This is a genomic window from Acinetobacter sp. 228, assembly GCF_048147885.1.
Genome location: NZ_JAYWYV010000006.1, coordinates 38409 through 63879 on the forward strand (window position 1 = coordinate 38409; position 25471 = coordinate 63879).

The 25471-nt window shown below is 44.3% G+C and carries 38 protein-coding genes and 2 pseudogenes; 5 read left to right on the plus strand and 35 right to left on the minus strand.

What is annotated here, in order from left to right; translation table 11 throughout:
• Positions 1 to 200: 200 nt before the first annotated feature.
• Both VXQ92_RS06420 and VXQ92_RS06425 read right to left on the minus strand, forming a co-directional pair.
• Positions 201 to 587 carry a hypothetical protein gene (locus tag VXQ92_RS06420; RefSeq protein WP_416680888.1) on the minus strand — a complete coding sequence of 129 codons (387 nt, stop codon included), beginning with the start codon at positions 585 to 587 and terminating at the stop codon, positions 201 to 203.
• Entirely contained in the window at positions 580 to 837 is a 258-nt protein-coding gene (locus tag VXQ92_RS06425; protein ID WP_004645065.1) for a succinate dehydrogenase assembly factor 2, read from the minus strand. Before VXQ92_RS06425 ends, VXQ92_RS06420 begins: the two co-directional genes overlap by 8 nt.
• Positions 838 to 1020: 183 nt before the next feature.
• Here VXQ92_RS06425 and VXQ92_RS06430 point away from each other — a divergent pair, with 183 nt between their 5' ends.
• On the plus strand, positions 1021 to 2193 hold the full coding sequence (locus tag VXQ92_RS06430; protein ID WP_416680889.1) for an acyl-CoA dehydrogenase family protein: 1173 nt from the start codon (positions 1021 to 1023) through the stop codon (positions 2191 to 2193).
• Between the two features lie 61 nt (positions 2194 to 2254).
• Here the strand turns inward: VXQ92_RS06430 and VXQ92_RS06435 are convergent, their stop codons facing one another.
• The 30 genes and pseudogenes from VXQ92_RS06435 to VXQ92_RS06580 all read right to left on the minus strand — a co-directional run bounded on the left by VXQ92_RS06435 (position 2255) and on the right by VXQ92_RS06580 (position 18541).
• Positions 2255 to 3745, minus strand: coding sequence for a flavin-containing monooxygenase (locus VXQ92_RS06435; protein ID WP_416680890.1), 1491 nt, complete (start codon positions 3743 to 3745; stop codon positions 2255 to 2257).
• A gap of 235 nt (positions 3746 to 3980) precedes the next feature.
• Complete coding sequence (rplQ, locus tag VXQ92_RS06440) at positions 3981 to 4346, minus strand: 50S ribosomal protein L17 (protein WP_004281488.1); 366 nt, start codon at positions 4344 to 4346, stop codon at positions 3981 to 3983.
• An 18-nt stretch (positions 4347 to 4364) separates the two neighbouring features.
• A complete protein-coding gene (locus tag VXQ92_RS06445; protein ID WP_004281489.1) occupies positions 4365 to 5372 on the minus strand; it encodes a DNA-directed RNA polymerase subunit alpha in 1008 nt (335 codons plus the stop codon).
• Between the two features lie 16 nt (positions 5373 to 5388).
• Positions 5389 to 6015 (minus strand): 30S ribosomal protein S4, encoded by a 627-nt coding sequence (rpsD, locus tag VXQ92_RS06450; protein ID WP_064094516.1) that lies wholly within the window; start codon positions 6013 to 6015, stop codon positions 5389 to 5391.
• A 12-nt stretch (positions 6016 to 6027) separates the two neighbouring features.
• Positions 6028 to 6414, minus strand: coding sequence for a 30S ribosomal protein S11 (gene rpsK / locus VXQ92_RS06455; RefSeq protein ID WP_004281491.1), 387 nt, complete (start codon positions 6412 to 6414; stop codon positions 6028 to 6030).
• A gap of 19 nt (positions 6415 to 6433) precedes the next feature.
• Positions 6434 to 6790, minus strand: a complete 357-nt coding sequence (gene rpsM, locus VXQ92_RS06460; RefSeq protein ID WP_004281492.1) for a 30S ribosomal protein S13 — start codon at positions 6788 to 6790, stop codon at positions 6434 to 6436.
• 105 nt (positions 6791 to 6895) lie between these two features.
• On the minus strand, positions 6896 to 7012 hold the full coding sequence (gene rpmJ, locus VXQ92_RS06465; RefSeq protein WP_000867907.1) for a 50S ribosomal protein L36: 117 nt from the start codon (positions 7010 to 7012) through the stop codon (positions 6896 to 6898).
• 19 nt (positions 7013 to 7031) lie between these two features.
• Positions 7032 to 8351, minus strand: coding sequence for a preprotein translocase subunit SecY (gene secY / locus VXQ92_RS06470; RefSeq protein WP_416680952.1), 1320 nt, complete (start codon positions 8349 to 8351; stop codon positions 7032 to 7034).
• A gap of 45 nt (positions 8352 to 8396) precedes the next feature.
• On the minus strand, positions 8397 to 8837 hold the full coding sequence (rplO, locus tag VXQ92_RS06475; RefSeq protein WP_064094518.1) for a 50S ribosomal protein L15: 441 nt from the start codon (positions 8835 to 8837) through the stop codon (positions 8397 to 8399).
• Positions 8838 to 8840: 3 nt separating this feature from the next.
• Positions 8841 to 9017, minus strand: a complete 177-nt coding sequence (gene rpmD, locus VXQ92_RS06480) for a 50S ribosomal protein L30 (RefSeq protein ID WP_004281495.1) — start codon at positions 9015 to 9017, stop codon at positions 8841 to 8843.
• A gap of 6 nt (positions 9018 to 9023) precedes the next feature.
• Complete coding sequence (rpsE, locus tag VXQ92_RS06485) at positions 9024 to 9521, minus strand: 30S ribosomal protein S5 (RefSeq protein ID WP_004281496.1); 498 nt, start codon at positions 9519 to 9521, stop codon at positions 9024 to 9026.
• Positions 9522 to 9523: 2 nt separating this feature from the next.
• The gene (rplR, locus tag VXQ92_RS06490; RefSeq protein WP_004281497.1) at positions 9524 to 9874 is read right to left on the minus strand and encodes a 50S ribosomal protein L18; all 351 of its coding nucleotides are present in this window, start codon (positions 9872 to 9874) and stop codon (positions 9524 to 9526) included.
• A gap of 14 nt (positions 9875 to 9888) precedes the next feature.
• A complete protein-coding gene (gene rplF, locus VXQ92_RS06495; protein WP_064094519.1) occupies positions 9889 to 10422 on the minus strand; it encodes a 50S ribosomal protein L6 in 534 nt (177 codons plus the stop codon).
• A gap of 13 nt (positions 10423 to 10435) precedes the next feature.
• Positions 10436 to 10831 carry a 30S ribosomal protein S8 gene (rpsH, locus tag VXQ92_RS06500; RefSeq protein WP_064094520.1) on the minus strand — a complete coding sequence of 132 codons (396 nt, stop codon included), beginning with the start codon at positions 10829 to 10831 and terminating at the stop codon, positions 10436 to 10438.
• 12 nt (positions 10832 to 10843) lie between these two features.
• Positions 10844 to 11149, minus strand: a complete 306-nt coding sequence (gene rpsN / locus VXQ92_RS06505) for a 30S ribosomal protein S14 (RefSeq protein ID WP_004732275.1) — start codon at positions 11147 to 11149, stop codon at positions 10844 to 10846.
• A gap of 9 nt (positions 11150 to 11158) precedes the next feature.
• Positions 11159 to 11695, minus strand: a complete 537-nt coding sequence (rplE, locus tag VXQ92_RS06510) for a 50S ribosomal protein L5 (RefSeq protein ID WP_004645057.1) — start codon at positions 11693 to 11695, stop codon at positions 11159 to 11161.
• A 16-nt stretch (positions 11696 to 11711) separates the two neighbouring features.
• Complete coding sequence (rplX, locus tag VXQ92_RS06515) at positions 11712 to 12029, minus strand: 50S ribosomal protein L24 (protein WP_004281502.1); 318 nt, start codon at positions 12027 to 12029, stop codon at positions 11712 to 11714.
• Positions 12030 to 12038: 9 nt separating this feature from the next.
• Entirely contained in the window at positions 12039 to 12407 is a 369-nt protein-coding gene (rplN, locus tag VXQ92_RS06520) for a 50S ribosomal protein L14 (RefSeq protein WP_004281503.1), read from the minus strand.
• 91 nt (positions 12408 to 12498) lie between these two features.
• A complete protein-coding gene (rpsQ, locus tag VXQ92_RS06525) occupies positions 12499 to 12756 on the minus strand; it encodes a 30S ribosomal protein S17 (protein WP_004281504.1) in 258 nt (85 codons plus the stop codon).
• Entirely contained in the window at positions 12753 to 12950 is a 198-nt protein-coding gene (gene rpmC, locus VXQ92_RS06530; protein ID WP_004281505.1) for a 50S ribosomal protein L29, read from the minus strand. Before rpmC ends, rpsQ begins: the two co-directional genes overlap by 4 nt.
• Positions 12950 to 13363, minus strand: coding sequence for a 50S ribosomal protein L16 (gene rplP / locus VXQ92_RS06535; protein ID WP_004281506.1), 414 nt, complete (start codon positions 13361 to 13363; stop codon positions 12950 to 12952). The genes rpmC and rplP overlap by 1 nt, the downstream gene beginning before the upstream one ends.
• Positions 13303 to 14119: pseudogene (rpsC, locus tag VXQ92_RS06540) on the minus strand (30S ribosomal protein S3). The gene rplP and the pseudogene rpsC overlap by 61 nt, the downstream one beginning before the upstream one ends.
• 1 nt (position 14120) lies before the next feature.
• Complete coding sequence (rplV, locus tag VXQ92_RS06545; RefSeq protein WP_001982638.1) at positions 14121 to 14450, minus strand: 50S ribosomal protein L22; 330 nt, start codon at positions 14448 to 14450, stop codon at positions 14121 to 14123.
• An 11-nt stretch (positions 14451 to 14461) separates the two neighbouring features.
• Positions 14462 to 14737 (minus strand): 30S ribosomal protein S19, encoded by a 276-nt coding sequence (gene rpsS, locus VXQ92_RS06550; RefSeq protein WP_004673001.1) that lies wholly within the window; start codon positions 14735 to 14737, stop codon positions 14462 to 14464.
• 19 nt (positions 14738 to 14756) lie between these two features.
• Positions 14757 to 15581, minus strand: a complete 825-nt coding sequence (rplB, locus tag VXQ92_RS06555; protein WP_064094522.1) for a 50S ribosomal protein L2 — start codon at positions 15579 to 15581, stop codon at positions 14757 to 14759.
• An 11-nt stretch (positions 15582 to 15592) separates the two neighbouring features.
• The gene (gene rplW / locus VXQ92_RS06560) at positions 15593 to 15913 is read right to left on the minus strand and encodes a 50S ribosomal protein L23 (protein ID WP_004281510.1); all 321 of its coding nucleotides are present in this window, start codon (positions 15911 to 15913) and stop codon (positions 15593 to 15595) included.
• Positions 15910 to 16512, minus strand: a complete 603-nt coding sequence (gene rplD, locus VXQ92_RS06565) for a 50S ribosomal protein L4 (RefSeq protein ID WP_035265093.1) — start codon at positions 16510 to 16512, stop codon at positions 15910 to 15912. Before rplD ends, rplW begins: the two co-directional genes overlap by 4 nt.
• Positions 16513 to 16523: 11 nt before the next feature.
• The gene (rplC, locus tag VXQ92_RS06570) at positions 16524 to 17162 is read right to left on the minus strand and encodes a 50S ribosomal protein L3 (RefSeq protein ID WP_416680891.1); all 639 of its coding nucleotides are present in this window, start codon (positions 17160 to 17162) and stop codon (positions 16524 to 16526) included.
• A gap of 60 nt (positions 17163 to 17222) precedes the next feature.
• Entirely contained in the window at positions 17223 to 17534 is a 312-nt protein-coding gene (gene rpsJ, locus VXQ92_RS06575) for a 30S ribosomal protein S10 (RefSeq protein ID WP_000070912.1), read from the minus strand.
• 272 nt (positions 17535 to 17806) lie between these two features.
• Positions 17807 to 18541, minus strand: a complete 735-nt coding sequence (locus VXQ92_RS06580) for a type 1 glutamine amidotransferase (protein WP_416680892.1) — start codon at positions 18539 to 18541, stop codon at positions 17807 to 17809.
• Positions 18542 to 18704: 163 nt separating this feature from the next.
• Between VXQ92_RS06580 and VXQ92_RS06585 the strand changes: the two genes are divergently transcribed.
• Positions 18705 to 19907 carry a PLP-dependent transferase gene (locus VXQ92_RS06585; protein ID WP_416680893.1) on the plus strand — a complete coding sequence of 401 codons (1203 nt, stop codon included), beginning with the start codon at positions 18705 to 18707 and terminating at the stop codon, positions 19905 to 19907.
• 39 nt (positions 19908 to 19946) lie between these two features.
• Here the strand turns inward: VXQ92_RS06585 and VXQ92_RS06590 are convergent, their stop codons facing one another.
• Positions 19947 to 20117: a hypothetical protein gene (locus VXQ92_RS06590; RefSeq protein WP_416680894.1), complete on the minus strand. Its 171-nt coding sequence runs from the start codon at positions 20115 to 20117 to the stop codon at positions 19947 to 19949.
• A 371-nt stretch (positions 20118 to 20488) separates the two neighbouring features.
• Here VXQ92_RS06590 and VXQ92_RS06595 point away from each other — a divergent pair, with 371 nt between their 5' ends.
• From VXQ92_RS06595 to yihA, 3 genes and pseudogenes are all read left to right on the plus strand, one after another.
• Positions 20489 to 21250, plus strand: a complete 762-nt coding sequence (locus tag VXQ92_RS06595; RefSeq protein ID WP_064094526.1) for a globin domain-containing protein — start codon at positions 20489 to 20491, stop codon at positions 21248 to 21250.
• Between the two features lie 97 nt (positions 21251 to 21347).
• Complete coding sequence (locus VXQ92_RS06600) at positions 21348 to 21788, plus strand: RrF2 family transcriptional regulator (protein WP_064094527.1); 441 nt, start codon at positions 21348 to 21350, stop codon at positions 21786 to 21788.
• A gap of 105 nt (positions 21789 to 21893) precedes the next feature.
• Positions 21894 to 22670, plus strand: a pseudogene (yihA, locus tag VXQ92_RS06605) (ribosome biogenesis GTP-binding protein YihA/YsxC); the annotation flags it as partial.
• 271 nt (positions 22671 to 22941) lie between these two features.
• Here the strand turns inward: yihA and VXQ92_RS06610 are convergent.
• Together VXQ92_RS06610 and VXQ92_RS06615 are read right to left on the minus strand one after the other, a co-directional pair.
• Complete coding sequence (locus VXQ92_RS06610) at positions 22942 to 24189, minus strand: dicarboxylate/amino acid:cation symporter (RefSeq protein WP_416680895.1); 1248 nt, start codon at positions 24187 to 24189, stop codon at positions 22942 to 22944.
• A gap of 176 nt (positions 24190 to 24365) precedes the next feature.
• Complete coding sequence (locus VXQ92_RS06615) at positions 24366 to 25238, minus strand: acyl-CoA thioesterase (RefSeq protein ID WP_005094170.1); 873 nt, start codon at positions 25236 to 25238, stop codon at positions 24366 to 24368.
• Positions 25239 to 25471: the final 233 nt, after the last annotated feature.

Here is a 25471-nt window from a genome sequence, read left to right on the forward strand (position 1 = left end):
TCCATCAGGGTCTCCCGTATTTGCTGTTGGTAGGCTCAATGTACAGGCTAAAAATAAAACACAGGGGATAAATTGTCAGACAATTCATCTAAGTCATGAATTAACCTTGATTTTTGTCTGACAACAAAAAGACCATAACAATCTAAGTATTTGTTTATTTTAAATTTTAATAAAATAATTAAAAAACATTTGTCTTACAATTAAATTAATTTAGTCAATACTTTTAAAGCTTTCCATTGCTTGAGTGGCAATTGATCACACCAGATCAGTAAAGGCCGAGCCTTGGCATGCTGGAAATACACCACAATATATGCCTGGTGATCAATGACATGACTAATAGATACCCGATGGGTTGGCATTGCTTTAGCAGTCAATGACCATTCACGGCCATCCAGATATTCAAACTGCTCAATTTGTGGCGTCTTCCGGTAAAACAGATGGTACACCAGCAGTCCTGTGAGTGCAGACAGCAACCAGAGTGCAAATGGTAGTAACTGATAGAGCAAATACATTAACAGTGCAAAAATAAAAAGCTGAAACGCCAATGCACACAGACTGCGTTTCAGCTTGAAGCAGCGATTATCCATGAACGTAAAATTTAAGCTTCTTGATAAAATCTTTCAGTTCAGGACGCGGCGGCTCGGATACTTCCATAAACCAGTCCAGCAAATCTGGGTCTTCCTGCTCCACCAGCTCTGCAAACATCTGCTTTTCAAAAGGTTCAGCATTCAGATAGTAATTTTTGACGTAGGGATCAAAATAGACATCCAGTTCTTTTAAACCACGACGCGCACGGTAAATCACTTTGCGCTCTTCCAAGCTAATGTCATCAGTCATCGAATTTCCCCAATTCGTTATAAACCCGAATAGTTTACCTGAAGCATCAACTGAATTTCGAGGGATTTCATAGAAATGACCAAAAGCATCAGCAGATTTAGCTGATTTGAACATTCCGCTCATTGCCGCTGTTCCCGGCTTGACCTAAGTTAAAGTAAACCGATCAAAATAAGGAATAACAAGATGCAATCTGCAGCCATTCGCCCGCTTACTCCCATGCTGCCCCGCCAACTTTTTACTGCCGAGCATGAAGCTTTTCGCGAAACGGTACGCAAGTTTTATGAAAAGGAAGTTATTCCACATACCGAACGTTTTGAAGACCAGCAACATGTAGATCGAGAGCTATGGAATAAAGCTGGTGAGCTTGGTTTACTCTGTGCGACCATGCCTGAACAATATGGCGGCTCTGGCGTAGATCGGCTGTATAGCATGATCTTAATTGAAGAACAGGCCTATGCCGGAGACTCAGCTACCGGGTTTTCCCTGCATTCGGATATCGTCGCCAATTATCTGCTGAACTTTGGCAATGAAGCTCAAAAACAGCAATGGCTACCCCAAATGGCTTCCGGGGAAGTCGTCACCGCAATTGCCATGACCGAACCAGGCACTGGCTCTGACCTGCAAGCAGTGCGAACCTCGGCAGTACTCGATGACGACTACTATATCATTAATGGTTCCAAGATCTTTATTACCAATGGCTATCTTTGCGATATGGTCATTGTGGTCTGTAAAACAGGTAATAGTGACAAAGGCTCGGCCAATCTCTCCTTGATTATGGTCGAAGCCGATCGAGCTGGTTTTAGTAAAGGCAAGCCCTTAAATAAAATCGGCATGAAAGGCCAGGATACCTGCGAACTGTTTTTTGACAATGTTCGGGTACCCAAAGAAAACCTGCTCGGTCTGGAAGGCATGGGCTTTATGATGCTGATGAAAGAGCTGGCCTGGGAACGCCTGATTGTAGCGATTATCTGTCAGGCAGGTGCTGAAGCCGCTTTTGCCCACACAGTAAAATATACCAAGGAACGTCAGGCATTCGGCAAGAGCATCAGCCATTTTCAAAATACCCGCTTTAAACTGGCAGAACTGCGTACCGAGATCGATGTCTGCCGCGCTTATCTGGATCGCTGTATGCAACAACAGTTACAACAAGAGTTAGGCGTGGATGCAGCGGCTGCAGCAAAATATAAAATTTCAGAAATGTTCAGTAAAGTCGTAGATGAATGTCTGCAATTGCATGGCGGCTATGGTTATATGCTGGAATATCCAATTGCCCGGGCTTATATCGATAACCGTGCCAACCGGATTTATGCGGGTACCAATGAAATTATGAAAGAACTCATCGCGCGCTCACTGTAAAACCGACGCATAAAAAAGGAGTCTCTCAGGACTCCTTTTTCTGTACGCTAAAAATTCAAATTCAAGAAACTAGACGCGGCTTATGATTAAGTGCATTGCTCTTTTTCCTGAATTTCAGCACGCCATCTTCAAACGAAGCCTGTTTCAATTCCTTACGGTCTGCAAGATAATTATTGCTGACTTTCCACGGAGCATGTTTACCCTGCTTTGGCATCACATTTGCTGCACGGGCAATATATCCCGATGTCAGACTGCCCATCACTGTATCATCCATCAGTTCTGTGGCATCGCCTGTTGCAATGACTTCATCAAAATGTTGTTGGTCCATATGGTTAAGCAAACGGCAAATATATTCTGCTGCAATGTCCACTTTAAGCGTCCAGGAAGCATTAATATAGCCAATAATCAGCGCCATATTCGGAAGGTCACTCACCATAACGCCTCTATACAGCATATGCTGCGAGGTATCGACAGGCTGACCATCCATCGTCGCCTGAATCCCACCAAGAATTTGTATGTTCAGGCCAGTGGCAGAGACAATAATATCAGCATCCAGATGTTGACCCGATTTCAGCTGAATCCCGGTTTCGGTAAAAGTTTCTATCTGATCGGTTGTAACTGATGCCTGCCCTTCACGTAAGATTTTAAACAGATCACCATCTGGCACCACACACAGACGCTGATCCCAAGGCTCATAATTCGGGGTAAAGTGTTTCATGTCCACTTTACCTTTCAGTTGAAATTTTACTGATTTAAGCAACAGCGTTTTTAACAATTTGGGTTGCTTTTGTGCCAGCGCATAAATTCCACGCTGCATACCAATGTTACGCGCCCGCGTCAGCTTATAAGCCAGATCTTCAGGCAGATATTTACGCATTTTTGAATATATAAAATCGACAGAAGGCACAGAGGCAATATAAGTCGGTGAACGCTGCAACATGGTCACATGGCCTGCTCCACCTTTAGCCATGGCAGGCACCAAAGTAATCGCAGTGGCACCACTGCCAATGATAACCACTTTTTTGCCCTTATAGTTTAAATTTTCCGGCCAGTGCTGCGGATGAATGAATTCCCCCTTGAATGCCTGCTGATTTAGAAACTCCGGCTGGAAACCTTGGTCATAATTATAATAACCAGTACAACCCAGTACAAAATTAGCACTCCACGTCTGCTTCTTGCCCTGTGCGTCCACAATCTCTACTGACCATTTGCAGGTGGCAGAATCATAATTGGCACTTAAGACACGATGCTGAAAATGGATTTTCGGCTGAAGCTTGAATTCCTCTACCACTTCAGAGAGATAGCCTTTTATGGATGCTCCATCGGCAAGCACACTTTCCTTCTGCCAAGGCTTGAAATTAAAACCAAAAGTTGACATATCAGAATCAGAACGGATACCCGGATATTTAAACAGATCCCAGGTTCCGCCAATACTTTCACGACGTTCAATAATATCAAAAGAGCGTTGTGGACAATGTTTAGAAAGATGCGCTGCCAGACCAATCCCCGAGATCCCCGCACCCACAATTAAAATATCTACCTGCTTTTCCATATTGTTCTTTTACCTAAGCGATGCTATCAGTTTTAATTAAATCACAAAACTGACAATACACAATGTCAAGTTGATTAAAAAAGCCACTATTTTTTTATCTTTTGAGGCCAAATCAATTATGCAGGATGTATAGGTAAACCAAATTCAGATTTATTCAAATAAAGTTTTCAGGCATTAAAAAAGGCCGGTTTATTCAACCGACCTTTTTGAACAACTTACGTTATTCTTCACGAAATTAGTTAACTTCGCGATCTACTAGCTCAACGTAAGCCATCGGTGCAGCATCACCTGCACGGAAGCCCGCTTTAAGAACACGTAGATAACCGCCGTTACGCTCTTTGTAACGAGGGCCAAGAACGGTAAATAATTTACCAACAGTTGCTGCTGAACGAGTACGAGCAAACGCCAAACGACGGTTTGCTACTGTATCGTTTTTAGCTAAAGTGATTAAAGGCTCAGCTACACGACGTAACTCTTTTGCTTTAGGCACAGTTGTTTTGATCAACTCGTGCTCGAACAAAGAGTTAGCCATATTTTGGAACATCGCTTTACGATGACTGCTTGTACGGCCTAATTTCACACCACTATTACGATGACGCATGGTGATAGTCCTACTTAATTAACGGCTACGATAGGCGAAACGATCGTCCATACGGAGACTAGCCGGTGGCCAGTTCTCTAAACGCATGCCGAGTTGTAAGCCTTTAGAAGCCAGAACATCTTTGATCTCAGTAAGCGATTTTTTACCCAAGTTAGGAGTTTTAAGCAACTCAACTTCGGTACGCTGTACAAGATCACCAATGTAGTAAATGTTTTCTGCTTTCAAACAGTTAGCAGAACGAACAGTTAGCTCTAGATCATCTACTGGGCGAAGCAAGATTGGGTCAACTTCTTCACGAGGTTCTTGAGCCACAGGTGCTTGATCTTTCTGAAGGTCAACAAAGATTGCAATTTGTTGTTGCAAGATTGTTGCCGCTTTGCGGATTGCTTCTTCAGGATCAACAGTACCATTGGTTTCAAGATCAATGATCAGTTTATCAAGGTCAGTACGTTGTTCCACACGCGCGTTTTCCACGGTATATGAAACACGTTTGATTGGGCTGTAAGAAGCATCTAACTGCAAGCGACCCACTGGGCGAGTTTCGCCTTCTGGGAAGCGTGAATCAGAAGTTTCGTAGCCACGGCCTTGAGCCACTTTCAGGCGCATTTTTAATGAGCCTGAGGCACTTAAAGTACCGATCAAATGTTCAGGGTTAACCACTTCAACATTATGAGGTAAACGAAGGTCAGCCGCAGTTACGTCGCCTGCACCTTGTTTCTCTAATGTTAAATAAGCTTCATTTTGATCGAACAGCTTAATCGACAATCCTTTTAGGTTCAGCAAGAGCTCGACGATGTCCTGCTGCAAGCCTTCCAAAGTACTGTACTCGTGCTCGACCCCTTCAATCTCAACTTCTACCACAGCTGCGCCAGGTAGAGAAGAAAGAAGAATGCGACGTAAAGCATTACCAAGAGTATGACCAAAGCCACGCTCTAATGGTTCTAGAATAACTTTTGCCGAGGTCCCGCTTGCCGCTTCGACCTTGATCGCTTGCGGAGTTAGAAACTCATTTGCAGTACGCGTCATATTGCTTCCTCAAGGATTATTTAGAATACAATTCTACAATCAAGCTTTCGTTGATTTCAGCAGGTAAATCAGAACGATCCGGTGCAGATTTGAACGTACCTTCTAATTTAGAATGGTCAATTTCCATCCAAGAAGGCAAGCCACGTTGAGTCGCCAATTCAATTGCGTTTTTAATACGTAATTGTTGTTTAGCGCCTTCGTGAACTGCGATCACATCACCCGCTTTAACTTGGATAGACGCAATGTTAACACGACGGCCATTCAAAGTGATGCTACGGTGAGATACTAACTGACGAGCTTCTGCACGAGTAGAACCGAAACCCATACGATAAACGACGTTATCAAGACGGCTTTCAAGTAGCTTCAACAGGTTTTCACCAGTTGCGCCTTTAACACGAGCAGCTTCTTTATAGTAGTTACTAAATTGACGCTCTAAAACACCGTACATGCGACGTACTTTTTGTTTTTCGCGTAATTGTAGTGAGTACTCAGATTGTTTACCACCACGAGCCCCGCCGTGCTGGCCAGGAGCTTTCGCATGTTTTTTAGTCTTAACATCAAACGGTTTAACGCCTGATTTAAGTTGCAGGTCTGTCCCTTCGCGACGAGAGAGTTTGCATTTTGGACCAATATAACGAGCCATGAATGTTTCTCCTTACACGCGACGTTTTTTAGGTGGACGGCAACCGTTGTGAGGAATTGGAGTCACATCGGTAATGCTATTAATTTTATAACCCACTGCACCTAAAGCACGAACCGCAGATTCACGACCAGGACCAGGACCTTTTACAAGGACGTCCAAGTTTTTCAAACCGTAATCTAAAGCAGCTTTACCAGCAACTTCAGCAGCTACCTGAGCAGCAAACGGAGTTGATTTACGTGATCCACGGAAGCCTTGTCCACCTGAAGTGGCCCAAGCCAGTGCATTACCTTGACGATCGGTAATAGTCACAATGGTGTTATTAAAAGAAGCGTGAATGTGTGCGACACCTTCAGAGACGGTACGAGTGACCTTCTTGCGTGCGCGAGTATCTTTAGCCATCTTTTAGCTTCCAGAAATCTTATTTCTTAATAGGTTTGCGCGGACCTTTACGGGTACGTGCGTTAGTTTTGGTGCGTTGACCGCGGACAGGCAAGCTGCGACGATGACGAAGACCGCGGTAGCAGCCTAAATCCATTAAACGTTTAATGTTCATGGAAATTTCGCGACGTAAATCACCTTCGGTCGGAACCTTAGCAACTTCTGCACGAATCGCATCAAGCTGAGCGTCATCTAATTCACGGATCTTAGTAGTTGGAGCAATACCAGCAGCAGCTAAGATAGCTTTTGAAGTATGGCGGCCAATACCAAAGATATACGTTAGAGAGATAACAGCATGCTTGTTATCCGGAATGTTTACACCGGCAATACGAGCCATTCAATTTTCTCCAAAAAGGCAGTAGATAATCAACCGCCCCACAAAAATCTTGAGGGGCGGATAATAACCTAATTCGCCTACAGAAATCAACAGGTCTTAATCAGATTAACCTTGACGCTGCTTATGACGAGGTTCTGCGCTACAAATTACGCGGATAACCCCATTACGACGGATAACTTTACAGCTACCACAAATTTTTTTAACAGAAGCTTGTACTTTCATGATGAAACCTCAAGTGCGCTTATCCCTTAGGATGAGCAGTCGTTTTTCTCATTAACGTTTGATTATCGTATTGGTGCGAAGTGAGATGTGATTGCAGCTGAGCCATAAAGTCCATCACCACTACCACAACAATCAGCAAAGAAGTACCACCCAAATAGAATGGAATACCAAATGAACTTTGCAATATCATCGGCATCAAACAAATGACAGTGATATAAATCGCGCCAATAAACGTCAAACGATTGAGAATATGATCTAAGTAACGAGCAGTTTGCTCACCTGGACGTATACCAGGCACGTAAGCTCCGCTGCGTTTCAAGTTCTCTGACACTTCTTTAGGACTAAATACCAGTGCTGTATAGAAGTAACAGAAAAAGATAATTAACGCACCAAAGAGCACCAAATACAACGGCTGACCAGGCGACAACACCAATGCCAAATCTTGCAGGCTACGTTTAATAAATCCAGCATTTGGATCTGCACTGCCCACCCATTGACCTAAGCTCGCAGGGAACAAAAGCAATGAACTGGCAAAAATTGCCGGAATCACACCCGCCATATTAATTTTTAATGGCAAATGTGTCTGCTGTGCAGTAAATACACGACGACCCTGTTGTTTTTGAGCATAGTTCACCGGAATGCGACGCTGCGCTTTCTCGATAAACACGATCGCTGCCAAGACACCTAAAGACAGTAAACCAAAAATTACCAAGCCGATTAGGCTGGTCTGGCCATTATCTACAGATGACAATGATTGCATAATCAGATTAGGCAATCCGGCAACAATACCCGCAAAGATGATCATGGAAATACCATTTCCCACCCCACGTTCGGTAATCTGCTCACCCAACCACATCAAGAACATGGTCCCGGCAACCAGTGAGGTTACTGCAGGAACATAAAAAGCCAAACCAGTATTCAGGGTAATTCCCTGACTGATGAGGCCCGCACACATACCTATCGCCTGTACCAGCGCCAAGAATAAGGTGCCTTGTCGTGTGTATTGATTAATTTTACGTTTGCCTTGCTCGCCTTCTTTCTTTAAAGCTTCCAGCGAAGGAACCACCGTTGACATCAGCTGCACAATAATCGATGCAGAAATGTAAGGCATGATCCCCAGAGCAAGAATCGACATTCGTTCTAATGCCCCTCCAGAAAACATGTTAAACAAACCCAGGATCGTACCTGAGTTTGCATTAAACAAGTTTTCCAACGCAGCATTATTGATGCCTGGTACTGGAATATGCGCTCCTAGTCGAAACACCAACAACGCACCAATGAGAAACATCATTCGACGAATAATTTCACGGTATTTCACATGAAATGGTTGGCCTTTCATCATGTTGACATGACCTGAAGAACTAGGAGTCATAGACACTGGGGATTACTCCTCGACTTTGCCGCCAGCAGCTTCAACAGCAGCTTTAGCGCCTTTAGTCAATGCAACACCTTGAATAGTGAATGCACGAGTAATTTCACCAGAAAGTACGATACGAGCACGAGTCATGTCTTTACGTACAACGTTCGCAGCTTTTAAAGTTTCTAGAGACACGATGTCGCCTTCAACTTTAGCAAGCTCAGATAAACGTACTTCAGCAGTTTTCAAAGCCAATTGGCTAGTGAAGCCGAATTTAGGCAAACGACGATAAAGTGCTGTTTGACCGCCTTCGAAACCTGGACGAGTACCACCGCTCTTACGTGAGTTTTGACCCTTGACACCACGGCCACCGGTCTTACCAACGCCAGAACCGATACCACGGCCTAGACGAAGGTTATCACGTTTAGCACCTTCTGCAGGTGCAATTGTATTTAAACGCAGAGTCATGGCTTATTCCTCTACACTAACCATATAGTAGACTTGGTTGATCATACCACGGTTAGAAGGTGTGTCTAACACTTCTACAGTATGACCAATACGACGCAGACCTAAACCTTGCAGGCTAAGCTTGTGATTTTTCAAGCGGTGCGATGCAGATTTAGTCTGGGTAACTTTAATCGTTTTCATGATTGATTACCCTTGAATTTGTTCTACTGAAAGACCACGTTTCGCAGCAACCTTTTCAGGAGTAGTCATATCACGCAAACCATTGAAAGTTGCGTTTACTACGTTAGCAGCGTTAGTAGAACCACGGCATTTAGTCAACACGTTACGTACGCCTACAGCTTCTAGAACTGCACGCATAGCGCCACCAGCAATTACACCTGTACCTTCAGAGGCAGGTTGCATGAATACGCGGCTAGCGCCGTGACGTGCATGAATTGGGTGCTGTAACGTACCATCAACAAGGTCAACAGTAATCATATTGCGACGAGCAGCTTCAAGTGCTTTAGAGATAGCAGCTGGAACTTCACGTGCTTTACCACGACCAAAACCTACGCGACCATTACCATCACCCACAACAGTTAATGCTGTGAAAGAGAAGATACGACCACCCTTAACAACTTTGGCTACACGATCAACGGCAACCAGCTTTTCAACAAGACCTTCGTTTTGTTCAACTTTAGCCATGATTAGAACTCCAAGCCGTTTTCACGAGCAGCATCAGCCAAGGCTTTGATACGACCATGATATTTAAAACCAGAACGGTCAAATGCAACTTTAGTAACACCAGCTGCTTTAGCGCGTTCTGCGATTAAAGCACCTACTTTTTGAGCTGCTTCAACGTTACCAGTTGTACCCGCACGTAGAGTAGCGTCTAAAGTAGAAGCTTGCGCTAATACTTTGCCACCATCTGCAGAGATAACTTGAGCATAGATGTGACGCGGAGTGCGGTTTACACACAAACGAGTCGCACCCAATGCACGGATGTGCAAGCGTGTGCTTTTCGCACGACGCAAACGGGATTGTTTCTTTTCGTTCATAAGAACCTCGCGCCTTATTTCTTCTTAGCTTCTTTACGAAGTACAACTTCGTCAGAATAACGAACACCTTTGCCTTTATACGGCTCTGGTGGACGGTAACCACGGATATCTGCAGCAACCTGTCCTAAAGCTGCTTTATCAGCAGATTTAAGAATGATTTCAGTTGCAGTTGGAGTTTCAGCAGTTACACCTGCAGGAAGTGCATAATCGATCGGGTGAGAGAAACCAAGGTTAAGATGAACAACGTCACCTTTAACCGCAGCTTTATAACCAACACCGATAAGCTGTAACTTACGTTCGAAACCTTCGCTCACACCTTTTACAAGGTTGTTAAGCACAGCGCGAGCAGTACCAGCTTGCATCCAAGCGTCTTTCGACTCTTCTACTGGAGCAATAGCTAATGTACCGTCTTCCTGTTTAAGCTCGACCAGCGCATGCAGGTTGAAAGACAATGTACCTTTAGTGCCTTTCACTTCGACCTGCCGGCCGTTCTGAGTAACTGTTACACCGTTAGGTACAGTTACTGGGGCTTTAGCCACACGAGACATGAGGAATCACCTATTAAGAAACAAAAGCAATAACTTCACCACCAACGCCTGCAGCACGTGCAGCGCGATCAGTCATGATGCCTTTGCTTGTAGAAACAATTGCAATACCTAAACCTTGCTTAACGCTTGGAAGTGCATCTTTACCGCGATACTGACGTAGACCTGGACGGCTTACGCGTTTCACAGTTTCAATAACTGGTTTGCCTTCGAAATACTTTAAAGTCAAAGTAAGAGTTGGTTTGCCTTCAGCATCCGCAACTTCTACGTTTGAAATATAACCTTCTTGTTGAAGTAAGTTAGCAATTGCTACTTTCAACTTAGAGTTAGGCATAGAAACAGATTGTTTCTTTGCCATTTGTGCGTTACGAACACGTGTTAGCATGTCGGCAACGGTATCTTGCATACTCATCTATAGTGCTCCTTACCAGCTTGCCTTAACAACGCCAGGTACATCACCTTGCATTACAGTTTCACGTAATTTGTTACGGCTTAAACCGAACTTACGGAAGTAACCATGAGGACGACCAGTTAAACCACAACGGTTACGTAGACGTACTGGAGATGCATTACGTGGTAATGCTTGTAATTTCATCATCGCTTCGAAACGTTCTTCGTCTGATGCATTTACGTTTGCAATAACAGCTTTTAATTCAGCACGTTTTGCAGCGTATTTAGCAACAGTAGCTTCGCGTTTCAATTCGCGATTAATCATACCTTTCTTAGCCATATCGACCTCTTATTTGAACGGGAAGCCGAATGCACGCATAAGCGCACGGCCTTCGTCATCGGTGCGAGCAGTCGTAGTAATGGTAATATCCATACCACGAATACGATCAATCTTGTCAAAATCGATTTCAGGGAACATGATTTGTTCCTTAAGACCCATTGAGTAGTTTCCACGACCATCGAATGATTTCGCAGAGAAACCACGGAAGTCACGAATACGAGGGATCGCAATCGAGATCAAACGGTCTAAGAATTCGTACATACGTTCGCCGCGTAAAGTAACTTTACAACCGATCGGCCAACCATCACGGATTTTAAAACCAGCGATTGATTTACGAGCTAACGTAAGTACTGGTTTTTGACCAGCGATAGCTTGCATATCTGAAAGAGCACCATCAAGGAGTTTTTTGTCAGCAGCAGCTGCGCCAACACCCATGTTGATCGTGATTTTAGTGATGCGAGGAATCTCCATCACATTCTTAACGCCCAATACTTCTTGTAACTGAGCTTTAAGTTCGTCATTGTAACGTGTTTTAAGTCTGGCCATGGCCTATATCAACCTATTACTTCGCTACCGCCACTGATTCACCATTTGATTTGAATACGCGAGTTTTCACGCCATCAATCACTTGGTAACCAACACGGTCAGCCTTTTGGGTTGTAGCATTAAAAACTGCCACGTTTGAAATATGAAGCGAAGCTTCCTGAGTTACAACGCTACCTTCAGCGCCTGTAGCACGGTTCGGCTTCTGATGCTTCTTCACCAAGTTAAGGCCTTCAACCTTAACACGGTCATTAGAAACAGACAGAACAGTACCCTGTTTGCCTTTTTCTTTACCTGCGATCACAATTACTTGATCGCCTTTTTTAATCTTAGCCATGATCGCCTCTTATAGAACTTCAGGAGCCAATGAAATAATTTTCATGAACTGTTCAGTACGAAGTTCACGAGTCACTGGTCCGAAAATACGAGTTGCAATCGGCGCTTTGTTGTTGTTCAAAATAACAGCAGCGTTATCGTCGAAACGAATCACTGAACCGTCTGCACGACGGATACCGAATTTTGTACGAACCACAACCGCATTCATCACGTCACCTTTTTTAACACGTGCGCGTGGAATTGCTTCTTTTACAGTAACTTTAATAATGTCGCCAACAGAAGCATAACGACGATGCGAGCCACCAAGTACTTTAATACATTGTACGCGGCGTGCACCACTGTTGTCTGCTACGTCGAGCATAGTTTCGGTCTGAATCATTGCCCTACTCCAAAACCGAGCAACACCGGTCGAAATTTCGAAAGGCTCAAAGAGTACTCGAAATTGACCGATGATGCAACAAGAACGTTAATTACTCAGCAGCTGCTTCAACAACTTCAACTAGAGTCCAAGACTTAGTTTTAGAAATTGGGCGGCTTTCTTTAATGGTTACAACATCACCAGCTTTCGCTGTATTGTTCTCATCATGAGCATGTAATTTTGTTGAACGGCGGATTAATTTGCCATACAACGGGTGTTGAACTTGGCGTTCAATAAGCACAACGATAGATTTATCCATCTTGTCGCTTACAACTTTGCCAGTTAACGTGCGGACTGTTTTATCACTCATTGTCCGTTCCCCTGTTTTTCGGTAAGGAGGGTCTTAATACGAGCAATAGTCTGACGAGTAAGTGCAACTTCATGCGATTTACCCAATTGACCAGTTGCTTTCGCCATACGAAGACGGAATTGGTTAAGCTGTTGCTCATCAAGCAAAGCTGTCAACTCTTCTACCGACTTTTCACGTAGATCTTTAGTTTTCATTACATTACCGTCCGAGTCACGATAGCGGTTTTAAACGGAAGCTTAGCTGCTGCAAGCGTAAACGCTTCGCGAGCCAGTTCTTCGTTAACACCATCAATTTCGTACAAGACTTTACCTGGTTTGATTTGGCAAACCCAATATTCCACAGAACCTTTACCTTTACCCATACGCACTTCAAGAGGCTTAGAAGTAATCGGTTTGTCCGGGAATACACGGATAAAGATCTTACCACCACGCTTAATACGACGGCTAATTGTACGACGCGCTGCTTCAATTTGACGCGCAGTCATTTGACCACGTTCAACTGATTTAAGTGCAATAGTACCGAAAGATACTGTGCTACCGCGGTGTGCTAGACCAGTGTTACGGCCTTTCTGCACTTTACGGAATTTAGTACGCTTAGGTTGCAACATGGATTATTCTCCTTTTTCAGCAGAACGATCATTGCGACGACCACGACGCTCTTGACCTTCACCACGACCACGACCGCGTTTAGCTGGACGTTCTTCTGCTGGAGCTGGGTTCATGACTTGTTTCATGCCGCCCAAGATCTCACCACGGAAGATCCAAACTTTAACACCGATCGTACCGTAAGTAGTCTCAGCACGCATAGTCGCATAGTCGATATCTGCACGAAGCGTATGTAGAGGTACACGACCTTCACGATACCACTCAGTACGAGCAATCTCAGCACCACCTAAACGGCCTGAAACTTCTACTTTGATACCTTTAGCACCAGCACGCATGGTGTTTTGTACCGCACGCTTCATAGCACGACGGAACATTACACGTTTTTCTAATTGAGAAGCGATAGCTTCAGCAACTAGACGCGCGTCTAAGTCTGGACGATCAATTTCATTGATACTTACTTGCGCAGGGACACCCATGATAGCTGTCAATTCGCGTTGTAGTTTCTCAATATCTTCGCCTTTTTTACCGATCACGATACCAGGACGCGCAGTGCTAATAGTTACTTTAGCAGCGCCTGTCGGGCGTTCGATAAGAATATTGCTGATCATCGCGTTTTTAAGTTTTTTAGTTAAAAACTCACGAACTTGAAGATCTTTAAGCAAGTATTCAGCGTATTGTTTCGGATTCGCATACCAGTTAGCGTTATGACGTTTCACAACACCTAGGCGGATACCGATTGGATGAACCTTCTGACCCATATCAAACCCCTACCTTAACGGTGATGTGACAAGTACGCTTAGTAATACGATCTGCACGGCCTTTAGCACGTGGCATAATACGTTTCAGGCTCATGCCTTCATCAACGTAGATCGTAGAAACTTTAAGATCGTCTACATCTAAACTGTTATTGTGTTCAGCGTTTGCAATTGCAGATTCCAACGCTTTCTTAACTAGAACTGCAGCTTTTTTGTTGCTGAAGTTAAGAATGTTAAGAGCGTGCGCAACAGATTTGCCGCGGATAAGATCTGCAACCAAACGAGCTTTTTGTGCCGAGATAGCGGCACCGCGTAATTTAGCAGTTACTTCCATCATAGCACCCATTAACGTTTAGATTTCTTGTCAACACCGTGACCGCGATAGGTACGAGTTGGTGCAAATTCACCAAGCTTGTGACCAACCATGTGTTCAGAAATGATCACAGGAACGTGGTTACGGCCATTGTGTACAGAAATTGTTAAACCAACAAAATCCGGTAGGATCATCGAACGACGCGACCAAGTTTTGATCGGCTTACGGTTATTAGCCGCGATAGCCGCTTCAACCTTAGCGAACAAGTGCGCATCGACGAATGGGCCTTTTTTCAGAGAACGAGGCATTGTCAGATTCCTTTACTTGTTACTTAACGCGACGGTCGCGAATAATCATCTTAGTCGTACGCTTATTGGTACGTGTTTTGTACCCTTTAGCTTTTTGACCCCATGGGCTTACAGGTTGAATACCTTTATTACGCCCTTCACCACCACCATGTGGATGGTCAACTGGGTTCATCGCCATACCACGAACGGTAGGACGAACACCACGCCAGCGTGATGCACCAGCTTTACCTAGTGAACGAAGGTTGCTTTCTGAGTTAGATACTTCACCTAACACAGCACGGCATTCAACGTGAATTTTACGCATCTCGCCTGAACGTAGACGAACGATAGCGTAAGAACCGTCACGACCCAACAGCTGAACTGAAGTACCAGCTGAACGAGCTAACTGCGCGCCTTTACCGATTTTAAGTTCGATGTTGTGAAGAGTAGAACCGATTGGCATGTTGCGAAGCGGCAAGCAGTTACCTGGACGAATTGGAGCATCGTTACCAGACTGTACTTTATCGCCAGCGCGAAGGCCTTTAGGAGCGATGATATAGCGACGCTCACCGTCAGCATACAATACAAGTGCAATGTGTGCAGTACGGTTAGGATCGTATTCGATACGCTCTACAGTTGCAGGAATACCATCTTTGTTACGTTTAAAGTCAACTAGACGGTAGTGCTGCTTGTGACCGCCACCAACGTGACGAGTCGTGATGTGACCGTTGTTGTTACGGCCGCCAGTACGTTTTTTAGCTTCTACCAACGGAGCGTATGGTGCGCCTTTGTGAAGGTGATTATGAACCACTTTCTCTACAAAGCGACGTCCTGGAGACGTTGGCTTACATTTTTGAATAGGCATAATTCTCGTCCTTATTCCGCTGTGCTTTCAGCGGTATCGCCCAAGTCAGCCATTTCTACATCTTGGCCAGCTTTCAGGGTGACGTATGCTTTTTTAACATCAGAACGACGTCCTAATGTTTTACCAAAGCGTTTAGACTTACCTTTAGTGATAGTCGTGTTAACTTTAACAACTTCCACACCAAAGAGTTGTTCCACTGCTTTTTTGATTTCAAGCTTGTTTGCATTTAATGCAACTTTAAACACTTGAACACCAGCAGTTTCACCTAAAACTTGTGCTTTTTCTGAGAATACAGGTCCTTGCAGGACTTGATAGATACGTTCGTTGTTCATCCGAGTTCTACCTCAATTTTCTTAGCAGCAGCTACAGACATAACAACTTTGTCGAACGCAATCAAGCTAACCGGATCGATTGCAGCAGCATCAACCACATCAACGTGTGGAAGGTTACGTGCAGCAAGATACAGGTTCTCATCAACAGCATCAGTAACGATCAATGCGCGAGTCGCATTCAAGTCGTTAAGTTTTGCAAGCAATTCTTTAGTTTTTGGAGCTGCAACAGCAAACTCTTCAACTAAAACTAGGCGATCTTGACGAACAAGCTCAGCCAGGATGCATTGCATAGCACCGCGGTACATTTTACGGTTTACTTTTTGAGACCAGTCTTGTGGACGAGCAGCAAAAGTTTTACCACCGCCAACCCAGATTGGGCTACGAATAGAACCAGCACGAGCGCGGCCAGTACCTTTTTGACGGAATGGTTTTTTACCACCGCCAGAAACGTCTGCACGTGATTTTTGAGCTTTAGAACCTTGACGACCACCAGCTAAGTAAGCTGTAACAACTTGGTGTACAAGAGCTTCATTAAATTCACGACCGAACGCAACTTCTGATAATTCAACAGCAGAGCCGGAAACAGTATTTAAATTCACGTTATTTCCCCTCAGGCCTTGATAGTAGGACGAACAGTTACGTCGCCACCAGTAGCACCAGGAACCGCGCCTTTAACAACAAGAACTGAACGCTCATTGTCGATAGCAACGATTTCAAGACCCTGTGTAGTTACGCGTTCAGCACCTAAATGGCCAGCCATTTTTTTGCCTTTGAACACGCGACCAGGAGTCTGGTTTTGACCAGTAGAACCTAGAACACGGTGAGAAAGTGAGTTACCGTGAGTAGCGTCTTGAGTACGGAAGTTCCAACGCTTAACACCACCTTGGAAACCCTTACCTTTAGAAGTACCAGTTACGTCAACAACTTGACCAACCTGGAACATTTCAACGGTAAGCGTACCACCAACTTCACGACCTTCAAGCTCAGCTTCTGAAACACGGAATTCTTGAACCAGACGACCAGCAGCAACACCCGCTTTCGCGAAGTGACCTTTCTGAGCGTTAGTTACGCGAGATTCGCGACGTTCACCAGTAGTGATTTGAATCGCTTGATAACCATCAGTTTCAAGCGTTTTGATTTGAGTGATGCGGTTAGGATCAACCTCAATCACTGTAACAGGCACAGAAACACCAGCATCTGTAAAGATACGTGTCATACCGCACTTGCGACCGACTAAACCAATAGCCATGTGCATAAACCTCTAAAAAAGCGGCCTAATTAACTTAGAGTGTTAATTAACCCGAAAGCCTTAACCCAATGCGATCTGAACATCAACACCAGCTGCAAGATCTAACTTCATCAATGCATCTACAGTTTTGTCTGTAGGTTGAACGATGTCGATCAAACGCTTGTAAGTACGGATTTCGTACTGGTCACGCGCGTCTTTGTTTACGTGTGGTGATGTTAAAACGTTAAAACGTTCAATACGTGTAGGCATTGGAATTGGACCACACACTTGTGCGCCAGTACGTTTTGCGGTTTCTACGATTTCTTGAGCTGATTGATCGATCAGACGATGATCAAAAGACTTAAGACGGATACGAATTCTCTGGTTAGACATACCAGTAAACTCCAAGCCAAATATATAAAGAATCACTCTTGACGCATCTCACCCCACTTTAATGTGGGCAAGTGTCAAGAGCAGTGAATTATCACTAAGGTCATGATCGATGCCACGACTGTAACGATAGTTAACTACTTTATTCGCAGTTAACCCCCTTCCTATTGAAGGGTCGCTTATTATAGCCATTGTTTATTGCATAAGCAAATCTCTTTTATGGTTTTATCCAAGTTTTAAATTGATGACTTAAATAATGGCTTATTGATTGAATATCAGGCAGTTTTTGCCAGAACATATTCTATCGCACGGTTTAATATATGATTTCCTTCAATAAATTTCTGTTTTGGGGTTTTTTTTAGCTCAACCAAGTTTTGTACATATCTTCCTGAAAATTGCCCCAGCTCTTCCTCATTTTCCAAAAACAATTCGAGTGTTTCGGGTGTAATTTCTGGATGAAACTGGAAACCTAATACATTTCTGCCCAGTTGATACATCTGATTACGACAGGCTTCATTTTCTGCCAGATGGATTGCACCTTTGGGCAGTTCAAAAGTTTCATTATGCCACTGTAGAATATTGAACTGCTCCGGCAAGCTAAAACACGATTCCGGCAGATTGACTACCCTCTGCACCGTGGTCCACCCCAATTCCTGCTCCGGATTGCGGCTAACGCCTGCACCCAGGGCATTTGCAATCAACTGCCCACCCAGGCACAGGCCAATTGCCGGTTTACCGTGTGAAAGATAGCGACGCAACCAGCGTTTTTCTATTTTTAACCAAGGGAAATTTGCTTCATCATTCACACTCATGGTTCCACCCATAATGATCAGCAAATCCACCTCTTCTACTGCAGGCAATGCCTCGATCTCCAGAGGTGGGTCTATAGGTAAAGCAAAAAATTCAGTCGCGGTAATTTGCGCCTGATGCTGCTTCAAAAACTCATAACAACTACCGAAACCTTCACCAGCAATATGCTGAAAATAATGCACTTTTAAATGCGACTTCATGCTCCTCAACCTATTTTTTTAGCTATATGGCTTTAGCTTTTGCAAAAATGAAGCCAAGTTTTTTCTACCCCTGCTGTTTTTAAACAATTCATAACGTAACTGGCAGTGAGTCACAGATTCTCTTAAGCTAGAGTAATATTTGATTACATTTGAGCGCATTCACGTGAAACAAGACTCTCAAACTCGCCTGATTCATGCACCACGAAAGGCCCCTCAATTAATTTCGAGCATTCAGCCTCCCCTCTATCGTGCATCGACCATAATTTTTAACAATACCGATGCCCTGTTTAATCGCCATTGGAGCGATGAGTATGATTATAGTTATGGCACGCATGGCACACCCACTACGTTTACTCTTGGCGACAATATCGCCCAACTCGAAGGTGGCTTGTATCATCTGCTCGCACCGAGCGGTTTATCTGCGATTAATCTGGTGAATTCCTGTTTTTTAAGCCAGGGGGATGAGGTTTGGGTAGCTGACAACATCTATGGCCCAAACATGGAACATTTACGCAATCTGGAGAAGCGTTATGGAATTACGGTTAAAGTCTATAATCCGATAGAGATTGAAACTTTTCAGCCTACAGATAACGCCAAACTGATCTGGCTCGAGGCTGCCGGCTCAGTGACCCTGGAATTCCCAGATTTGACCGGTTTGGTGAAAAAGGCGCAGGCGCATAATATGGTGACTGTACTGGATAATACCTGGGGTGCAGGTCTGGCTTTTAATGCCTTTGATTTTGGTCATGAACATTTAAGTGTAGATATTACGGTACATGCACTGACCAAATATCCAAGCGGTGGTGGCGACATCCTGATGGGCTCAGTGGTCACACGAGATAAAGTCTTGCATCACCAACTGTTCCGTGCGCATGCCCTTCAAGGCATTAGTGTTTCTGGGGATGATGTGGCTCAGGTACAACGCAGTCTGGCGTCTATGCAACTGCGCTATGAACATCAGTCACAAAGTTGTCTCACTATTTTGGACTGGCTTAAACAGCAAACTGAGCTTATACAGGTATTGCATCCTGCTGATTCTGACAGCGCAGGCCATCCATACTGGAAAGAAATTTGCAGGCAAGCGCATAGTGCCGGTCTGGTCAGTGTAATCTTTGACAGCAAATACACAATACAGGATATCCGGAATTTCTGTGACAGTTTAAGCCTGTTCAAGCTTGGCTTTAGCTGGGGTGGTCCTGTCAGTCTGGTCATGTTATATAACTTAAATGACATGCGCGTGCTGCAACATTCCCACCTAAAAGACGGCTTACTGGTGCGATTCTGTATTGGTCTGGAACACCCGAAAGACTTGATTCAGGATATCCAGCACGCCTTGGAACAAATGAAAAAACTTAAACATGAATAATAGAAAGATCTATGGATAGATCAGCTGTTATTGCTAAAACTATTCCAGATAGGATACCGACGATGTTCTGTAATCATCATTTGCCCAGCGACCTGGCTTGATTGCAGGCACCACCGGTATCGTAAAGCTCCCGTGTTTAAAAGTATTGGCAGAGAGTTTTTTGAATTGGTGTACCCATGCCAGTGCCGATCTGGGATAGATCTGATGCAAAAAAACCACTCCATTCGCCTTCCGATTTCTGCAATGAGCTTGCTAATGCTGGCATCTAAACAACCCAACAAGCTGAAGAACATACAGCCAAGCAAGGTAGAGAAATAACTTTAGATATTATCGGCACGTTGACCACAAGTGCTGCCTATAGTCTGGACAGAAGAAGAACGAAACAGAAAATTATCCAAGGTTTACTTAACCCCCTTTTCAGGCGCACATAACCCTCTATTTTCCGATCATTATCACACTTCTTATGGAATATTTTTATATTCCATAATTTTTATAGGGTTTTATGGAGTGACACTATTGTAAAGCTTTTTTAAAAGATGTAATTTAAATACATCTTTTAAAAACAACTGCAGACAGCTCCCATGAATCCACAACATATTGAACTTGTACAAGCGACTGTTCCTGTTTTACGTGAAAACGGCGTAGCACTTACTACATATTTCTATAACCGCATGCTGAACAACCATCCTGAGTTGAAAAACACCTTCAACATGGATCATCAAAGTACCGGTCGTCAACCACGTGCCCTGGCTGCGGCAGTCTTGGCCTATGCCGAGAACATCACCAACCCGGGTGTTTTGGCCAAAGCCATCGAACGTATTACCACCAAACATGTCAGTCTGGATATTCAGCCAGATCAATATGCGATTGTCGGTGAAAATCTGTTACATTCGATCAGCGAAGTTTTAGATGTACCCATGGACTCCGAGCTGATTGCAGCCTGGAAAGAAGCATATATGCAACTGGCTGACATCCTGATTGGTGTAGAAAAATCCAAATATGCCACTCTAGCTTCTGAAAATGGTGGCTGGGCCGGCTGGCGCGAATTTGAAGTGGCAGCAGTCAATGATACGGATGCAGGTAAAATCTTTACACTCAAAGCTAAAGATGGTGCAGCGATTGCAAGTGCGGACGCAGGTGAACATATTTCAGTACGAGTACAGGTGCCTGAACAGAACATTCGCCAGCCACAGCAGTTCAGCTTTGATCAGGCTCAAAGTGGACAATATCAGATTACTGTGAAAGCTGAAGAAAACCCAACCGCGTTTTCAGTGGCACAAACACTGATTGACCATTATCAGGTGGGTGATATCGTCGAAGTGTCTGCCCCGCTCAAGCTTTAATGTCAAAAACGGTTTAGGCTAACATCAGATCCTGATTAAAAGCTCCATTCGTGGAGCTTTTAGCATTCAATTCTTTCATTTTCTAGCTGTTGAACTTATGCAACTCAATAAATTCACTGACTATGCGCTTCGAATCCTGATGTATGTCGCACAGCCACGTGACTTCCCCTATACCATTGCAGAACTAGCCGAGCGCCTACAGGTTTCGCAAAACCATGCCATGAAAATCGTGCACTTTATGGCAAAACAGGACTGGCTGATTACTACCCGTGGTAAAGGGGGTGGCATACGTTTAAATCCAGCCAGCCTGAACCTTCAACTGGGACAGATTGTGCGGATTCTGCAACACGACAGCAATGTGGTGGAATGCAATAATCCCCCCTGCGTATTACGTCCAACTTGCGGTTTGAAAGGTATTTTAGATACTGCAGTCGATCAGTTTTATCACAGTCTGGATCAATATACGCTTCAAGATGTTGTTCTACCCAAAGATGCACGCTTTAGTTCAAAGTCCCCGATCGGCCTGATTAATCTTTAAAGTCTTTCAGTTCACATCTTATGAGTTATTCTTGCGGCAATGTTCGCTTGCCTGTGCGACTTCCTTTATAATGCTTCTTTGTAGATCATTTATTGAAGTTGAGTTATGCACCACAGCAGAGGAAAATCCAAAAACAGTAAGACAGCTCATGCGCCTAAGCAAAAGATCAGCTACGAGAAAAAAGTTGATTCTGCCATTACTGAATATGCTGTGCGCTCACTCAACTGGCTACGTAAAGCCGAATTTTTAATGAGTGCGCCCAAACTTAGTCTTTGTGTAGAAGATACTGGCTATGAAATTGCTTTTGCTGGTCGCTCGAATGCAGGGAAATCCAGTGCGATTAATGCCCTGACCAACCAGAAACAGTTGGCACGCGCATCCAAAAAACCTGGCCGCACCCAGATGATCAATTTTTTTAGCCTGGGCAATCCAGATCAGCGTCTGGTCGACTTACCCGGTTATGGTTATGCCGCTGTACCTGAAAAAATGAAACTGGTCTGGCAAAAAGAACTGGAAAATTACCTGATTCATCGCCAGAGCTTGCAAGGCCTGGTGCTACTGATGGACATTCGCCATCCACTGCAACACTTTGATGTGATGATGCTGGAATGGGCCTATTCCCGCCAGTTGTTCGTACATGTCTTGTTAACCAAGTCAGATAAACTGAATCGTGGTCCTGCATCCAAAGCCTTGCAGGAAGTCAAAGCGGCATTGAAAAAGATGAAGCTGGATTTCTCGATTCAACTGTTCTCATCAATGAATAAACAGGGTCTGGAAGAACTGGCCAGCGTCATGGGTGGCCGTTTGAACTTTACCTTAGATCAAGCCTCTGAATATGATCTGGACAGCATTCCGGAAGCATCGATTCATGATTTCAATGAATCGGATGAACCCCTCGAAGAACTCGAGCTTAGTGAATCTGATTTGGAGCATATTGCTGAAGTATCAATGCATGCTTTAAATGAAGCTGAAGAGCCGCTTGAACTGCTTGAGCAGGATCCATCTGAGCTTAAAGCAGCAGATGAACTGAATCAGAACAAGCATTCTGCAGATTAACTATCTCATCAGAATTGTCTGGGATCGTTCTTGATTTATTAAAACTTCCCTTATAAAAAGCAGACCAATGGCCTGCTTTTTTTTATTTTTAAATGCTTTAGCAGTCTGCTGCTTGAAGATCGGGTTCACGTGTATATCGATCCACCACGACACTGATCATCATATCACCCTGAACATTCACGACTGTGCGTACAGTATCGAGCAAGCGGTCGATCGGTAACAGAATGGCAATCGCCTCGGCAGGCAAACCGACCGACTGCAAGACCATGATCATGGTCACCATACCGGCACTCGGAATTCCCGGCGCACCCAAGGATGCAATCATCGCTGTGGCACATACCACCAGTTGCTGTCCCAGACTGAGATCCAGCCCCATTAAGTTGGCGATAAACAAGGCTGCTGCCGCTTCATAGAGTGCCGTGCCATCCATATTTAACTGGGTACCCAGCGGAATCACAAAACCTGCAGTCTGGGGCCGTACCCCTAAATTTTCCTGAGCACATTTCATCGACAAGGGCATGGTAGCCGAACTGGAACTGGTGGCAAATGCAGTAATCAGGGCAGCTCTAGTACCCTTAAAGAACGTGATGGGATCCATCTTGCCAAAAACCCACAGCAATAAAGGCAATACCACGATGCCATGGAAAATGGTGGTTCCGGTGACCACGGCCGCAAATTCAGCCAGACGACTGAGTACCGAAATATCCTCAGTCGCGATCAGCTTGGCCAATAAAGCAAAAATACCGAAAGGTGCCAGTTTCATCACCCAGCCAATCATCAACATCATGATTTCAAAAAACTGGTGACTCAACTTGCGCACGGTACGGAATTTATCTCCGCCTGCGACCAGTGCCACACCGACAAACAAGGCAAAGACCACCACTGCCAGGACATTGCCATCTGAAAATGCCTTAAACGGATTGATCAGAGTATTTTGGATAAAATTGGTAAAGAAAGAAGATGGCGTTAAGGTGTCCGGAGTCTGATGCTGCGCCATGGCATCCTGGAACATCAGTACATCAACACCCTTGCCGACATCAAACAGATGTGCACAGGCCAGACCTAAAATGAGTGCCAAAGTCGTTGTGGTCACACAGCACATCAGGGTGATTTTCCAGGTGCGATTCAGTTGTCCGCCTGCCTGTAGATTAGATACCCCGACCACAATCGACGTAAAAATTAGCGGAACCAACAGCATTTTTAATAAGCCGATAAAAACACTGCTGACGATGCCGATGCCGTATAAACTGACATCAAAAAATGAGGTCTGCGGAAATATTGTGAGTAAAAATCCAAACAGCACCCCCAATACGGCGGCAATTAAAATTTGCGTATTTAAGCTCATCTTTTCATGCATTTTAATATAGATCTTAAGCGGCACTATGCCATGCCGATTCTACAGAATCGAGTAATATTTTATAAACGCGTGCCTAGAACAAGATCTCAAATAATGATTGTTCTGCGGATTAAAAACAAAAAAACCGAATCTGGGATTCGGCTTTTTGAGCAAAAATATAAAAATTATTGGGTTTCGATTTCACGTAAGCGGATCAGCCCTTCCTGCGTGGTACTACAGACCAGTTCGCCATTCTGCCACATCCGTCCAAAATTCAGACCACGCGAACTGGCACTCTGGGTGGCATCCATGTCATATAGCATCCATTCATCGGCACGAAATGGCTTATGGAAGTACATGGCATGGTCAATACTGGCACATTGCAGGCTTGGCGAAATATAGCTCAGACCATGTGGACGCAGTGCCGTGGTCATCAAGGTAAAGTCTGAATAGAAAGCGGCAATGGCCTGATGCAAAGAAATCTGATCCACTTCTGCAGCAATTCGGTCATGCGTGCGGATATAGTGCGCATAAGACGGCGCTTCCGGTTGCGGCTGAAACGGATTTTGCGGATTGATCGGGCGAATCTCGACATGACGATCACGGGTGAAGGACGCACGGACATTTTCCGGAATAAACTCAATCATTTGTTTGATCAGTTCTGCTTCATTTTTCAGGCTTTCTGCTGGCGGATATTCCGGCTCTGAAATCTGGTAATTGAGACCTTCTTCCTGATGCGCAAAAGACACCATACACATAAAAATAGTGCGACCATGCTGAATTGCACGTACTTGACGGCTGACAAAGCTCTTGCCGTCACGGATACGATCCACTTCATAAATAATCGGTGCATTGACATCTCCACCAAACAGAAAATAGGCATGTAACGAGTGTGCCGGACGGTCTGTGGTATAAGACGCAGCGCGGAGTGCCTGCCCTAAAACCTGCCCACCAAACACGCGCTTGCCCACCAGATTACGGCTGATTCCCCGAAAAATGTTTTCTTCTAACTTTTCCAAGCTGAGCAGCTCGACCAGTTCCTGTGTTAAGGCATTCATAAGCAACCTACGTAATATTGGAGATATCCCAAAAATGGAAAAACAGATCTAAATAATTAATCTGGAATATTCTGCCACAAAATCAGACCGAAACTCTAAAGATTGCATGACTGTTCTGTCATACTGATGTCATAAGTGACTAGGAAAAGCATCTGCTTTCACGCTAAAATTAGAGCACTTCTGTTGAAGTTGTTAAAAAAAGATATATGGTTTCGCTTTGGAAACCCGCAAAA

Coding starts and splice junctions, on each gene's coding strand:
- rplE (WP_004645057.1), bottom strand. CDS start 11,695: ATGGCCAGACTTAAAACACGTTACAATGACGAACTTAAAGCTCAGTTA.
- rpmJ (WP_000867907.1), bottom strand. CDS start 7,012: ATGAAAGTACAAGCTTCTGTTAAAAAAATTTGTGGTAGCTGTAAAGTT.
- rplN (WP_004281503.1), bottom strand. CDS start 12,407: ATGATTCAGACCGAAACTATGCTCGACGTAGCAGACAACAGTGGTGCA.
- rpmC (WP_004281505.1), bottom strand. CDS start 12,950: ATGAAAACTAAAGATCTACGTGAAAAGTCGGTAGAAGAGTTGACAGCT.
- rplV (WP_001982638.1), bottom strand. CDS start 14,450: ATGGAAGTAACTGCTAAATTACGCGGTGCCGCTATCTCGGCACAAAAA.
- secY (WP_416680952.1), bottom strand. CDS start 8,351: ATGAAAGGCCAACCATTTCATGTGAAATACCGTGAAATTATTCGTCGA.
- rpsK (WP_004281491.1), bottom strand. CDS start 6,414: ATGGCTAAAGATACTCGCGCACGCAAGAAGGTCACTCGTACCGTCTCT.
- rplP (WP_004281506.1), bottom strand. CDS start 13,363: ATGTTGCAACCTAAGCGTACTAAATTCCGTAAAGTGCAGAAAGGCCGT.
- VXQ92_RS06615 (WP_005094170.1), bottom strand. CDS start 25,238: ATGAATGCCTTAACACAGGAACTGGTCGAGCTGCTCAGCTTGGAAAAG.
- rplC (WP_416680891.1), bottom strand. CDS start 17,162: ATGGCTATTGGTTTAGTCGGTCGCAAGTGCGGTATGACACGTATCTTT.
- rpmD (WP_004281495.1), bottom strand. CDS start 9,017: ATGAAAACGATTAAAGTTACCCAGACTAAATCTGCATCGCACCGCTTG.
- VXQ92_RS06595 (WP_064094526.1), top strand. CDS start 20,489: ATGAATCCACAACATATTGAACTTGTACAAGCGACTGTTCCTGTTTTA.
- VXQ92_RS06580 (WP_416680892.1), bottom strand. CDS start 18,541: ATGAAGTCGCATTTAAAAGTGCATTATTTTCAGCATATTGCTGGTGAA.
- rplR (WP_004281497.1), bottom strand. CDS start 9,874: ATGAACGAAAAGAAACAATCCCGTTTGCGTCGTGCGAAAAGCACACGC.
- rplF (WP_064094519.1), bottom strand. CDS start 10,422: ATGTCTCGTGTGGCTAAAGCCCCAGTAACTGTACCTAACGGTGTAACA.
- rpsN (WP_004732275.1), bottom strand. CDS start 11,149: ATGGCTAAGAAAGGTATGATTAATCGCGAATTGAAACGCGAAGCTACT.
- rpsJ (WP_000070912.1), bottom strand. CDS start 17,534: ATGTCTAACCAGAGAATTCGTATCCGTCTTAAGTCTTTTGATCATCGT.
- rpsH (WP_064094520.1), bottom strand. CDS start 10,831: ATGAGTATGCAAGATACCGTTGCCGACATGCTAACACGTGTTCGTAAC.
- rpsS (WP_004673001.1), bottom strand. CDS start 14,737: ATGCCTCGTTCTCTGAAAAAAGGCCCATTCGTCGATGCGCACTTGTTC.
- VXQ92_RS06425 (WP_004645065.1), bottom strand. CDS start 837: ATGACTGATGACATTAGCTTGGAAGAGCGCAAAGTGATTTACCGTGCG.
- VXQ92_RS06430 (WP_416680889.1), top strand. CDS start 1,021: ATGCAATCTGCAGCCATTCGCCCGCTTACTCCCATGCTGCCCCGCCAA.
- rplO (WP_064094518.1), bottom strand. CDS start 8,837: ATGACTCTGCGTTTAAATACAATTGCACCTGCAGAAGGTGCTAAACGT.
- rplX (WP_004281502.1), bottom strand. CDS start 12,029: ATGGCTAAGATTAAAAAAGGCGATCAAGTAATTGTGATCGCAGGTAAA.
- VXQ92_RS06600 (WP_064094527.1), top strand. CDS start 21,348: ATGCAACTCAATAAATTCACTGACTATGCGCTTCGAATCCTGATGTAT.
- rplB (WP_064094522.1), bottom strand. CDS start 15,581: ATGCCTATTCAAAAATGTAAGCCAACGTCTCCAGGACGTCGCTTTGTA.
- rpsE (WP_004281496.1), bottom strand. CDS start 9,521: ATGGCTAAAGTTGAACAAAACGAAGGTCTTGTTGAAAAGCTGGTTGCC.
- rpsQ (WP_004281504.1), bottom strand. CDS start 12,756: ATGAGTGATAAAACAGTCCGCACGTTAACTGGCAAAGTTGTAAGCGAC.
- VXQ92_RS06435 (WP_416680890.1), bottom strand. CDS start 3,745: ATGGAAAAGCAGGTAGATATTTTAATTGTGGGTGCGGGGATCTCGGGG.
- rplW (WP_004281510.1), bottom strand. CDS start 15,913: ATGAACAACGAACGTATCTATCAAGTCCTGCAAGGACCTGTATTCTCA.
- VXQ92_RS06610 (WP_416680895.1), bottom strand. CDS start 24,189: ATGAGCTTAAATACGCAAATTTTAATTGCCGCCGTATTGGGGGTGCTG.
- rplQ (WP_004281488.1), bottom strand. CDS start 4,346: ATGCGTCATCGTAATAGTGGTGTGAAATTAGGCCGTACAAGCAGTCAT.
- rpsD (WP_064094516.1), bottom strand. CDS start 6,015: ATGGCTCGTTATATTGGTCCAAAATGCAAACTCTCTCGTCGCGAAGGG.
- VXQ92_RS06445 (WP_004281489.1), bottom strand. CDS start 5,372: ATGACGCGTACTGCAAATGAGTTTCTAACTCCGCAAGCGATCAAGGTC.
- rpsM (WP_004281492.1), bottom strand. CDS start 6,790: ATGGCTCGTATTGCCGGTGTAAACATTCCGGATAACAAGCATGCTGTT.
- VXQ92_RS06420 (WP_416680888.1), bottom strand. CDS start 587: ATGGATAATCGCTGCTTCAAGCTGAAACGCAGTCTGTGTGCATTGGCG.